This is a genomic window from Evansella tamaricis, assembly GCF_019042215.1.
In the GTDB taxonomy this organism is placed as follows: domain Bacteria; phylum Bacillota; class Bacilli; order Bacillales; family Salisediminibacteriaceae; genus Evansella; species Evansella tamaricis.
Genome location: NZ_JAHQCS010000073.1, coordinates 30,245 through 42,636, shown reverse-complemented (window position 1 = coordinate 42,636; position 12,392 = coordinate 30,245). Strand labels below are relative to the sequence as shown.

The 12,392-nt window shown below is 37.0% G+C and carries 13 protein-coding genes; 3 read left to right on the top strand and 10 right to left on the bottom strand.

Going from position 1 to position 12,392, the window contains the following annotated elements; genetic code table 11:
- Positions 1-169: 169 nt before the first annotated feature.
- Positions 170-394, bottom strand: coding sequence for a hypothetical protein (locus tag KS419_RS06985; RefSeq protein ID WP_217065373.1), 225 nt, complete (start codon positions 392-394; stop codon positions 170-172).
- A gap of 291 nt (positions 395-685) precedes the next feature.
- On the opposite strand from KS419_RS06985, the gene KS419_RS06980 reads away from it, so the two are divergent.
- The gene (locus KS419_RS06980) at positions 686-1,417 is read left to right on the top strand and encodes a hypothetical protein (RefSeq protein ID WP_217065372.1); all 732 of its coding nucleotides are present in this window, start codon (positions 686-688) and stop codon (positions 1,415-1,417) included.
- Between the two features lie 132 nt (positions 1,418-1,549).
- On the opposite strand, the gene KS419_RS06975 is transcribed toward KS419_RS06980, so the two are convergent.
- A complete protein-coding gene (locus tag KS419_RS06975; protein WP_217065371.1) occupies positions 1,550-2,059 on the bottom strand; it encodes a YybS family protein in 510 nt (169 codons plus the stop codon).
- Positions 2,060-2,180: 121 nt separating this feature from the next.
- Positions 2,181-3,611 carry a PQQ-dependent sugar dehydrogenase gene (locus KS419_RS06970; protein ID WP_217065370.1) on the bottom strand — a complete coding sequence of 477 codons (1,431 nt, stop codon included), beginning with the start codon at positions 3,609-3,611 and terminating at the stop codon, positions 2,181-2,183.
- A gap of 197 nt (positions 3,612-3,808) precedes the next feature.
- Between KS419_RS06970 and KS419_RS06965 the strand changes: the two genes are divergently transcribed.
- On the top strand, positions 3,809-4,423 hold the full coding sequence (locus KS419_RS06965) for a hypothetical protein (RefSeq protein ID WP_217065368.1): 615 nt from the start codon (positions 3,809-3,811) through the stop codon (positions 4,421-4,423).
- Positions 4,424-4,836: 413 nt separating this feature from the next.
- Here the strand turns inward: KS419_RS06965 and KS419_RS06960 are convergent, their stop codons facing one another.
- The 3 genes from KS419_RS06960 to KS419_RS06950 form a co-directional block, all read right to left on the bottom strand.
- On the bottom strand, positions 4,837-5,337 hold the full coding sequence (locus KS419_RS06960; protein WP_217065367.1) for a BsuPI-related putative proteinase inhibitor: 501 nt from the start codon (positions 5,335-5,337) through the stop codon (positions 4,837-4,839).
- Positions 5,338-5,403: 66 nt separating this feature from the next.
- Complete coding sequence (locus KS419_RS06955) at positions 5,404-6,240, bottom strand: YitT family protein (protein ID WP_217065366.1); 837 nt, start codon at positions 6,238-6,240, stop codon at positions 5,404-5,406.
- A gap of 171 nt (positions 6,241-6,411) precedes the next feature.
- The gene (locus KS419_RS06950; protein WP_217065365.1) at positions 6,412-6,681 is read right to left on the bottom strand and encodes a hypothetical protein; all 270 of its coding nucleotides are present in this window, start codon (positions 6,679-6,681) and stop codon (positions 6,412-6,414) included.
- A gap of 124 nt (positions 6,682-6,805) precedes the next feature.
- Here KS419_RS06950 and KS419_RS06945 point away from each other — a divergent pair, with 124 nt between their 5' ends.
- The gene (locus KS419_RS06945; protein WP_217065364.1) at positions 6,806-6,943 is read left to right on the top strand and encodes a DUF3941 domain-containing protein; all 138 of its coding nucleotides are present in this window, start codon (positions 6,806-6,808) and stop codon (positions 6,941-6,943) included.
- A gap of 217 nt (positions 6,944-7,160) precedes the next feature.
- On the opposite strand, the gene KS419_RS06940 is transcribed toward KS419_RS06945, so the two are convergent.
- The 4 genes from KS419_RS06940 to KS419_RS06925 form a co-directional block, all read right to left on the bottom strand.
- Entirely contained in the window at positions 7,161-7,547 is a 387-nt protein-coding gene (locus tag KS419_RS06940; RefSeq protein WP_343215033.1) for a rhodanese-like domain-containing protein, read from the bottom strand.
- Positions 7,548-7,587: 40 nt separating this feature from the next.
- A complete protein-coding gene (locus KS419_RS06935) occupies positions 7,588-8,697 on the bottom strand; it encodes an AI-2E family transporter (protein ID WP_217065362.1) in 1,110 nt (369 codons plus the stop codon).
- A gap of 141 nt (positions 8,698-8,838) precedes the next feature.
- A complete protein-coding gene (locus KS419_RS06930) occupies positions 8,839-9,867 on the bottom strand; it encodes a LacI family DNA-binding transcriptional regulator (protein WP_217065360.1) in 1,029 nt (342 codons plus the stop codon).
- Between the two features lie 77 nt (positions 9,868-9,944).
- Entirely contained in the window at positions 9,945-12,314 is a 2,370-nt protein-coding gene (locus tag KS419_RS06925; protein WP_217065358.1) for a glycoside hydrolase family 31 protein, read from the bottom strand.
- Positions 12,315-12,392: the final 78 nt, after the last annotated feature.

Below are 12,392 nucleotides of genomic sequence, written 5' to 3'. Positions count from 1 at the left end.
ATGAAGGGACTTAAGCATGAGGATAATAGAGGGTTAGCTTGGTCAATTTCACAGCTACTAAAAGTGGCGATAACCCAAAAAGTCCCCACTTCCAGGAACCAGCAGTGGTGGTAAGTAATGGGATATGTGTTTCTCAAAAATTTTTGCTACCCCTTTGTTTGAGGTTTTGCTATTTTAGTTTCGTAAAAACTTTTCCTGTATTTAACTCACACCAATCCTCAAATTCGACATATACATCCTTCTTCCCGTATTTTTTCAGAAAGTCTTCTTTATGATCAAATACTTCCATAGAACCATTTTCAAGAAGTGTTACCATTTGATATGTATTTAATTTAAAAAGCCTAGAAACGACTATGATTTCACCTAAGTCGACTTTTCTAGCGATATTTTCCACTATTACATCTCCTTTTGCAGATAGGTCTACCAGCCTTTTTATGGACGATTTTTGAATCCATGATGAGGTTCATATTAACTTCTTATAGTCTACCCTGGTAGTTTCTTATTTATTGTGATTATCATGAAAAATCATGGGTAAGGGAGTTCTAATTAAGCCTAGCAACCCTATTTGGGCTACTGTCACTTAAATGTTCAAAAAATATACAAACTTTCATCATTATTCACAAGGATATAGTAACCGTGCTTGTCGAATCTCCATGTGAAAATACCAAGAAAGGATGATTTCTCTATGAAAAAGAAAAGGGGAAATGAAAAGGTAGTGCCCTTTGCACAATTGGAAAGCAACGAAAGGGTTTTCCGCCATGAACATGCTGTTTCGGAAGAAGTCCAGAAAGTGATGATTAATGAAGTGACGAACAAATTCAGAAACTATGCTTTTGCCCATTTTTTTGATATGTACGTTCCAGTGCTGGAGGAGTTTATCGATGAACACAATCCGAAGTTGGAGAAACGAAAATCCCTTCTACACAATTTATTTTGGTGCCGATTATTGTTTGAATCGAGTCTCAGAGACCCAATAAGCATTGTGGACAGTTTTATTGAAGAAAACGATTCTTTAATGAAAAAGAAGCCCATATTGATGCCTTGGCTAAGGGAATGGGAAAAAACCGTACCGAAATTTTATTTTGTAGGAGCCATTTTTCATAACAGTTATTTTCTAGTCATTGATATTTTGACATCCGAGATAAAGGAAGTAATGATGCTGGACCCGGAAGCTGTTCCACCAAAGGAAGGAGAGATCGTCTTCGGTACGTTGATTCCCTTAGGGAACGGAGATTACTTTCCCATTGTTGACTTCTATCACTTTGATTATGGGGCAAGGGAGGCAATGGCATCCTGTATGTCTCACCATTTTCGCAAGTATTTAAAAAATGAAACCATACATGAGGCATTTATCCACGTCCTCTCGATCATGCTCCAGATTGAAAGACATTTCCTCTTTGAAAATGCACTAAAATGATCCACAAAACTTCCAATAGTAAACTTCCCAATTTCAATGGAAAATAGTCAGGTCTGTCCTAAAGCCCAGTAGATCTAGGGGTACAGTGTCCCAGTAAGGCTTGTGAATGGATGGGACGTACCTGCCCTTTTGTTATTTTAAATCAGTTTGAGTAGATAATTGGATCAGTTTTCTAACGAATAAATTCCAGATGCTTGTGTAAATAAGGGAAAATAGGAAGAAGCTGAAAAAGGTGAAAAGGATTGATCCAAAATTAGTGAAGTCTCCTAACAATGTGATACCGACAAAATGAGTTAACAGGAACATTCCGAGAGATAGAACTATACTAGAAAATAAGACAGAAATGACTATTCCTTTCCGGAAAAGGAATGTTCCAATAGTGATTCCAAGAAGACCGGTGGTAAAAATCAGAATGATTGCTTCTTGTATATAAATAAAAGTCAGAAGTAATGCTGTCGAACCATATACAGCAAACCCAAGTGAAGTTTTCAAAAAAGCAGCAATGGCAATAGGCAGTGTACTAAATGGACTTAATCCCAGTCCAATTACAGGTAAAAATACAGGCGCTGCCTGGAAGATAACAGCAATTGCGGTTAGTATTCCCCCAACACTGACAAACCTGGCTTTATTCATTTCTATCAAATGAAAAACCTCTTTCTTGTCAAACCTTAGGTTCCGTTATGATGAATTTAGTATCGAACAAATAAATAAAGGGTCGTACAACTCCCATATCTAGCAAGGGTTCAAATTTTTCACCAAGGAATCATGGGACGATTACATATACAGTACCTTTCTTATAATCTGTCACTTTCGAAGAGCCATAAGCTCCTAAAAATAGTCTCTCTTGATTCAAATCAGTGCCTAGACTAACAAAATAAGCGTCCTCAGAGCCAAAATCATATCCAATATTCATCACATGAAAATCATTTGGCCGGCCATCCATCTTTGCTTGAATATAGGCGAGAACTCCTCTAGTTGGGGCCTCTGATTCGTCCCGTCGTGCAAAGTCAATAAACACAACACTTCCCGTTAAACCTGGGATGCTATTCCCCATATAAGCCTGCACTCCAGTAAGTGCCGTTCCCTGAAATTTATCTAGACGGGGATCTTGATGGAAATAATTTATGACGGGACGAATACGTTTCGTTGAAGTGATCACGGCATCATTATAAAAGGCCGTTATTTTCTTATCTAATTGGGGATTATCCGGACAATCCTTTAGAATTGGAGTAGGAAAATCTCCTTCCCAGCCACGCCATCCCAGATTAATGAATCCATCATCTTCAAGTGCAAGCTTCCTTAGATCAGTCTTCACAAGCTCTGTGACAGGGATTGGCTTATATGTCGTAAAGGAAAAAACCGATTCTATCAACTCTTGCCCCACATGTCCGACATATTTGATGTATTGATTGTTAACCTTTTGATAGGAAATACCAGGTGCATTACGTACACCACTGGCGATGAGTGTTAATATATTCTGGATGGATTTGGAAAGTTCATTGAACCGGGTGACGGCGGGGGCTTGATCTGTATTTTGCTGATTAATGGTGTTTTTATTTACATCAATTTCGATGATTTTACCGGCTATTTCCATGAGATCCTGGCTTAAATCGAAGGGGTCGAATCCAGAACCTCCATCCCCATTGGTAAAAATTAACTTTCTTGTCTCAGGTGAAAAGTTTAAGCTATTTACCCCATTATGGTTGAAAAATGGTCTTCTTAAGTTAAGTAATGTCCGTCGTTTTCGAGGGTGCCTACTCCCGTTCGGCGGTTGGACCCACTCTTCCACCGTATCAATATGGTCATATTTTGTTTCTCTATCGTTCCATTTCAGGTTTAATGTTTTTGGATCACAAGGATCTGGCTCGAAGGAATCAGAAAGAGCACCGGGACCTTGCGTACCAGCAACGGAATAATGAAGATAAAACAATCCGTTATAATAAAAATCGGGATGAAACGCTAAGCCAAGCAACCCCCGTTCATCGTATCCACCTTTGGAACCGAGTTCGATCACTCTTTCGCGAATATCTAAAAAAGTCGTTACTTTTCCGTTTCCAATTCTTAAAACCTCCCCCACCTGGGTGGCAATAAATAAACTTTCAGATGTGTCACCTGGAAGTACCGCGGTTTTCAACACGGTAGGTAAATTTATTTCACTAACAATAGGCTGTAGATTTACTTTCACTTTCTTCAACTTCGTTATCCCCCTTTTTCTTATTTCCTTATAGAAGAATATGAGGGGAATGTTTTAAGTAGCACAAAATTAGAGTTAATGGGGGCAGGCACCAGTTCCAAATCAAGCTTGATTTTTCGCATTGGAGTGTTTCTGTATGAAAAACTTTAACTTTATATGATAAGATACTATTCCAAACTAAAAATTGAGGTGATATTTTGCAAAGATTAATAGAAGTTATTTTTGGTGAAGTCGACAAGGACAATAAATTTTTACTTGTGAGTTATTGGTCCTTTGTTTCGATGTATTTAATTATACTTATTTTTTCAGTTATTCCACCAATTGAGTGGGTTTCTTTAACCATTTTCGCTGTGTTATTTCCTGTTCTATTTAGGGTAGTATTCAGCCTGAATAGTCTTATCCTAAAAAAAATTAACATCAAAGGATTGTTAATCGCAGCAGGATTATTTAGTTTTATTGTGATTTGTTTCGTAGGAATAATGCTCTTTTTTTCTGATAATGTGGCAATAAACGCTACGAAAAGTACGTCAAATGGAAAAGTTCAATTATCAATCGATAAGTTAAAAGGAACCTATCAGGTAGCTGAATTCGATGTAATGGAAGAGGGAATAATATTAATTCCATATCAAGCAACGGTTGGCGAAGGAACTATATCACTTTTAGTTGAAAAAGAGAGTGAAATTTTATGGGAAGAAAGTATTTCGTTATCTGAACAAGGAAGTATCCAGTTTCGAAGTGAAATAGGCACTTATGAAATTCATGTTTTTGCAGAAGAAGCCAGTCATATTTTCGTTGAAGTCAATAACCCTTAATGTATAAACTGTGAAATCGTAAGTGAGTTCCTGTTTAAAATTAGTGAAACAACTTCTGTATAAAGGTGGGAGATCAATCCTAAGAGAATAAGACAATATTAAGTTAATAATGTTCTTCCAACCAAACAATTGACGTTTTTCGAAGAAAGGAGAAGTAATTTTTTATCTTTGGGGGATATTACTTCTTACTTCTTTTATGGTAAAATTTAGTAAAACAAAATTCAATACTGGTGGATGGAAATTGACTTAAAGTGAAAGATAAAGAGTGGTAATCTAGAAGAATAAGAGTCGATATAATTAAAAGCAGAGAAGAACTCATCTGCTTTTAATTCATTCCTTCATTTTCTATCTAATGGGATACTCATTAGTATATTTCTTGTCATTCTGTTTAGATTCTATATTTCATTTAATAATTATTCCAATACGACCGTTATCGTTTGTATAAATTCTTCCCGGTCTATCTCTTCCCCATCGATCCCATAAATTAATAACGATGCCTCCACGCTTACTTCGCCCGATGTCAACTCCGCTTGTTCCCATACGTCCTCAAAGTATAAGGTTTCTCCAGGTCCAACCGTTTCCATAACCAGCGCTTGGGTAAACATTTTATCTTCTGCATAATGGTAAATTACTTCATCTCCTGCACCCTTAACAAAGACGTCATATTTTTGTCCCGATGAAAACTCCACTTGCCTTGTTTCTTCCGTTTCATTGATTAGACTCATCTTTACTTTAAATAACTCATTAGGTTCCACTTCCACATCAAATACAAATCCATTTACTGATATGGATTCTCCCCCTCCTATCGGTCCAATTGAATTTCCATCACCAGTACTCTCTTCACTCGTTCCACAGGCAACTATTAATAGAATTAACAAAAATAAACAAGATGAACGTATAAAGAACTTTTTCATTTTTGTCTCCTCCCCATTATTACCCCCGTATAAAATAGTCGAAAAATTAGCAAAAAGGTTTCATCCTTAATTGTCTTTGCGGAACACTCCAAAAATTCCAGAAGTCTGTACAATATTTGTAAATGCATGAGGGTCAACATCTTCAATAATCTTTTTGAGTTCATATAATTCATAGCGGGTAATAACAATCATTAATATCTCTTTATCTTTTTTGGAATAACCGCCCTTTGCAGGGATTCTTGTAACACCGCGAATTACTCGCTCATAAAACGCCTGTTGGAGCTCATCGCCCTTACTGGTGACAATCATTGCAGTTAATTTCACATGTCGGGTATGTAAAGTGTCAATTATTCTAGAAAGGACATATAAAGTTAACAATGTGTACAATGCTTTTTCCATTCCAAACATGACACCAGAAGTGAGAACAATAAGTGCATTCATCGTAAAAAAGTAAACTCCTAAAGGACGATCACTTTTTCTCGCCAAAAGAAGCACTAAAATATCCATCCCACCGGAAGAGGCACCAAATTTGAGGATTATTCCAGCACCTAATCCTCCTATTACTCCCCCAAATACAGAGTTAAGAATAATGTCGGTGGATATGTTGGTTATCGGTAATATCTCTAAGAATAACGTTGTGAAGGCCACATTTAAAAAACTGTAGAATGTAAAACTCTTCCCCACCTTTAACCAACCGATGATGGCTACTGGGATATTTAATAGAAAGAGTAATATACCTGGAGATAAACCAACTACCTCCGATAATATTTGAGCGATTCCAGTAAAACCACTTGCAAAAACATTTGCTGGAATTAAAAAGTAGTTTAGACTGACGGCTAAGAGTATCGCACTAACTATTGCAATGATAACCTTTTTTGATTCCTCTATTACATTTAAGTTCATTATTTTCTCCCTCTTCAATTACTGATGGTAAAGGTTTTATGATTCGATTCCAATTATAATTAGTTTTATTACTATTCATTCATTCCCCTAGTGCCATTAAGTTATTCTATGGAAAAGGAGACTTGCCGGAAGAGAAACCATCCTCACAAGTCTCCAAAACATATCTACTTCCTATTGTTGTTTTTTATTATAATAAGAAACGGAGTACTGTGCCCCCTCATCAACCATTGTATTATCTTCAATATCATAAGGATCTGAATGTCCCAATTTCTTTTTATATTGAGTTTCCATATCTTCTTTCCTAAGATTCAACCATTTTGCCCGTAATCTATTCCAATTTAACATCGTCTTTTCTCGATTTTCTTCTTTTGAAAAATAAAGTGTTCCTGCAGCAACCGCAGTTGCTATTGCAGAGGATGCTACCCATTTTTTCGGATCCATACTAGTGCCCTCCTTATAGATAGTTTATAAACCTGTACCCCTTTATCTTCATGCTAAAACAAGTACATATACATCTGTATTGAGTACATATTAAAAGAGAAAATATTATAAGGGAGGACTACCTATGGATCCAACAAAAGACAACAACAAAAGACCACATGATAACCAAGCCTTAAATGAACATAAAAATGAAAGAGAACGAGAAAACAAACAAAAACAACCACAAAAGAAATCCTACTCCAAAAAAACCGACCATTTATAAACTAGGCGTAAGCGGAGTGCACGACGGAAATAGGCGTAAGCGGAGCGCACGACGGAAATAGGCGTAAGCGGAGCGCACGACGGAAATAGGCGTAAGCGCAGTGCACGACGGAAATAGGCGTAAGCGCAGTGCACGACGGCAATAGGCGTAAGCGCAGTGCACGACGGAAAATAAAAAAGTCCTCGATGGCAATGGCCTCTCGAGGACAATTTTAATATTATTTTTTCCACTCCCGAAGATCATCTTCAGTATCAAGCTGAATTTCCGGACCTTCTTTTTTCTCATCATCCCACGCTAACATTCCACCATTGAAGTTGGTTACCTTTTCCAGGCCATTTTCCTTCAAGAATAAAGAAACATTTTGCGAACGGTTCCCGCTCCGACAGATAAAAATGTATTCTTTTTCCTTATCAAAACCACCCACTAAAGAAGGGATAGTATGCATTGGTACTAGTGGTACACCATTTATATGACCAGATTCGTATTCCTCAGGTTCCCTCACATCAATGAATACTTTATCCTTCGGTTGTTTTTCCAGTAATTCTTTTAATTCTTGAACATCAATTTGTTTAATTCCATCCTGCTCAAAACTCAAATATATCACCTCATCCAGTTTTTTCTATACCTTATCTAAATTAGAACTTCTATTCCACTTTTGCCTCTTTTGCCAACTGGCTATCTTTCCTCAGTTTCAGTAATCGGTAAGTATGGCTGACAATAACTTTGGATACAGCGTAAAATGGAACGGCTAATAATAGACCAAAAAAACCAGCAAACCTTCCACCCACCAAAATTAAAATGATTATCGTCAAAGGATGGATAGACAGTTTTTTCCCCATGACTTGAGGAGCAATTAAATTACTCTCAATTTGCTGAACGACAACTATTGCAATTAAAACCCATAGTACCATGATTGGAGAATGAATCAAAGCCACAATAACAGCTGGAATCGTTCCAATCCATGGTCCGACAAATGGAATAACATTAGTAAACATGGCAACTAAGGCAAGAATTAAGGAATATTCAATACCGATAATCAAAAATGCAATATACATGAGAATCCCCACACATATGCTTACAATAATTTGACCTTGAATATACGATCCTAATGCCTCATCCATATCCTTTAGTATACGTCTCCCTTCCACTTGCTGCTTTTCAGGAAAGAAACGAAGTACTTGATTTGGTGCCTTTTCTCCGTCCTTTAACAAGTAAAACAACATAAATGGAACGATAATGAAAACAAGCATAAAATTAATCAGGCTTCCGATTAGCCTAGCAATGTTACTGGATAAAAAATCAACGGTTGTCATTAAATAACCTGTTACATTCTCTATGACTGATTCAATGGAAAAATTCTCTGTTTCCTGAAAACGAGAGACCCATTCGTTATCTTGGAACTGTATTAGTACCGTTTGCAATTCTCTCATTAAACCTGGCATATTATCCATCAAATTGGTAAATTGAAGCTGTAAAGTTGGACCAATAAGTAGAATAATGCCTGTTACAACACCAATTAGTCCAAGGTATATTAGCAATATGGAGATTCCTTTAGGAACCTTCTTTGTATGTAATAACATTACAATTGGCCTTAATAGGTAAAAAAGTACCCCGGCAATCAAAAACGGTATAAATAACGTTTGGAAAAAAACAACCAGAGGTCTAAAGATAAATGTCACTTTTGTGCTTAAATAAATGATCAATAAAATAAGTAATGTTCCCATCAAGAAACGAAAAAAACGACTGTTTAACAACGACTTCACCAACCTTTCATTGCTTTTCATTATAACACAATGCTTGTCTTTTCCATGGTAAAACATTTTAATTCTTCAATTTTTGTCTTAAGACTCATAGAACCACCAAAAAACGATGACCTAATGGCCACCGTTCCATAGTTACTTTGATACCCGTTGACAAGTCTGGCGTTTAATCATTTTATGGGGAATAATTACATGCTTTGGCTCAATTTCCGGGTGGATTATTTTTTCAATTAAACAATTTGCCGCTTCGTACCCTAATCCAAAGATATTAATATCCACCGTTGTCATTGGGGGGTGGGAGAGCTCAGAAATCATTACATTGTTAAAACTAATAATGGAAATATCATTTGGTACACTAATCTCCATCTCACTTAACATTCTCATAACACCAAAGGTCATAATATCATCAGCAACAATCATTGCTGTTGGCCTTTCGCTTAGAGACATAAGATCAATGACCGCTTCTTGTCCACCTTCCTGTAACTCTTCATGAAAAACTATATAATCTTCCCTAGGTTCAATTCCAGTATTTATTAAGGCTGTTTTATAACCTTCCATATGGTCCACGGTGACCACAAAGTCAAGATTACCACCAATAAAAGCGATGCGTTTATGACCTAATAATAATAAATACTCAGTTACAGTTTTTGCCGCTTTATAATTATCATTATTAACATACGTTATCTCACGATTTGTTTCATCACTTGGCCGACCTATAACAGTAAATGGAAAATCCTGTTCATTGAGATACGCCATCACTTTATCATTGACTCTGGAATAGAGAAGAATGATCCCATCTACCCTTCTTCCTTGAACCATATCCTGTACCTCTTGGAATATTTCCACTTCTGTTTGTCCTGTTGACAAATACAAGCCATACTCCAATTGATGTGCTTTGGAACTAATACCACGGATTACTTCAGGAAAAAATGGATTTTGAAACGTTTTGTTTGCTGAGTTAGGCATGATAACACCGAGTGTTTTAGTCGTCTTATTGGCAAGACTGCGAGCATTAAAATTAGGGTGATACCCTAAATCCTTCATCGCTTCCCGGACCTTTTCTTTCGTGCGGTCACTAATTCTTGGGCTGTTGGCAATGACGCGAGAAACGGTAGAAGGGGCCACATTCGCTACTCTCGCCACATCTTTAATCGTTATTGACATGGCATCCGAACATCCCTTCTATAGTCGATACAATTTCATTCTAACTTTTGTTCTCTGAAATAACAATTTTATTTTTTTTACACCGGGATAGCTAAGATGGTTTTGCCATCCCTTAATTCAATAGCACTGGAGAAATCCTTACCATCCACATAGATTCTAGTGGGTTGATACTTTCCATGTACTACTAATGACCAAGTGTCCCAAACTGGTTTATATAATCCCGTTTTTAAAGTCGTTATATCTAGTGTATCCTCAGAATAGACGAATGATATTTCATTATTATACAACTCATCCTGTTCATATCCATAAGATTTCCCATCATCCTCGTATAGTGTATATTGAGTCTCTCCCTTATTTCCTTTAAACAAATGTACTTGATAGTTAACCTCATTTTCGTCTGTAGACTGTTTAACAGACCCTTGAGCAATAGCAGAATCTTCCTTCACAAAAACTGGAAGTGTCTTTAAATCTGCTTGAATAAGATGATGTTTTTCTCCATCAAATCTTTGTTCTGTCCAATAATCAATCCACTGTCCCTTAGGGAGATAGACAACTCGATGCTCTGTCTCTGGAGTCATAATTGGTGCAATAATTACATTTTCACCTATCATAAATTGATCAGAAAGGTTAAATGTATTTTTATCTTCAGGATACTCCAGTACGAGTGGACGCATGACAGGAACACCAGTATCATGGGCTTCTTTAAACCAACGATAAAGTTCCGGTAACCATACATACCTTAGCTGGATATAGCTTTTTACAATTTGTTCAATTTCTTCTCCGAACTCCCATGGTTCTTGTCTTGCCGTATCTATGGCGCTATGATTCCTAAAATATGGTGTAAATGTTCCAAACTGTGTCCAGCGGGCAAGAAGTTCACCATTGGTGTCATGGGCAAATCCCCCAACATCCGGTCCGCAAAATGCGACCCCTGACATACCTAGATTCATACACATGGGAATAGCCAATTGCAAATGCTCCCAAAAGCTTCGATTATCACCAGTCCAAACGGAAGCATAACGCTGAACACCAGCGTAGCCTGCCCTCGTTAAAAGAAAAGTACGATTTCCAGCTAATTGTTCCTTCATTCCTTCAAAAGTAGCTTTACCCATTAATAAACCATATAAATTGTGGAGTTCCCGATGGGTTTTAGGATTACCTTCATTCTCATGAATGACTTTAACATCCATTGTTTTCGTCTCATTAAAAACAGCAGGCTCATTCATATCATTCCAAATACCTTCTATGCCTAAATCAGAATAAAATTTATGTTTATCCGCCCACCATCTTCTGGACTTTTCGTCAGTGAAGTCTGGAAAGGCACTGTTTCCTGGCCAAACATCTCCAAAGTACACATTTCCTTCTAAGTACTTACAGAATAAATCTCCCCTTATCCCCTCTTGGTACACAGAATATTCAGGGTCTTCTTTAACACCTGGATCTACGATAGGAACTACTCGAATACCTTGCTGTCTTAAATCTTTTATTAATTTCCTTGGGTTAGGGAATCGTTCCTCATCAAATGTAAAAACCCGATATCCATTCATGTAATGAATATCTAAATAAATGGCATCAAGGGGAATACCTTTTTCTAAAAACTTATGTGCAAGTTCCCTTACTTCTTCTTCTGTCTCATAACTATATCTGGATTGATGAAATCCTAATGCCCATTTAGGTGGTAAAGGCATAGTACCTGTCAGCGTTGTATATTGTGTTAATGTTTTCTTTAATGTGGGACCTGCAAATATATAGTAATCAAATTGCCCGGTTTCCGTACGAATTTCGTAAGTACCATCCTTATCCCTCATATTAAAAAAAGTTTTTCCTGTATTATCAAGAAAGACTCCAAACGCCTTTCCATTTCGTAACGTGGTGAAAAACGGAATGGTCTGATACAGGGGATCTGTTTCCGGATTATGTGGAGCATAGACGTCTGTATTCCACATCGTATAACTCTCTCCCCTTTTATCGAGAAAACCTGTCTTTTCTCCCAGACCATAAATACGATCATCAGGATGGATGCATTTATAACATACTAGCTCACCTTTTGAGTTGAAACCAAGGCCTTTATCTCTTTCTTCTATTAGAATATCCCCTACTTCATCCATCACACTGATCCGGAATGGGGATTTCTGAATTTGAATCTTTAAGAGTGATGTACTTAATTTAATGAAGTCATCGTTCTCATCTGTTTTTACTTGCATATTATTTGGTTGATAAATTACTGCTGGGCTTGACTTAAAGTCTGGCCAATCATTTTGCTTCCAAATAATGCGGACAATTTCCTCCGAATAAAACTGAACTGACACAAATCCCTGCTCACATTGAAAATTAAATCTCATACCATTTTGTATAAACTGTCGGAGATTTCCAATATCTTTAAAATTGGTTCCCGCCATTTCTTTTTTCGTTCCTGGGTGAATGGCAAAGCTTGTATCATGCATCATTTCATATCCTCCTGAATAGTTTTTGAACCTTCTTAGCTGTTAATTTTAAAACAAAAAGATACGGGGAGAAAGGTTTAA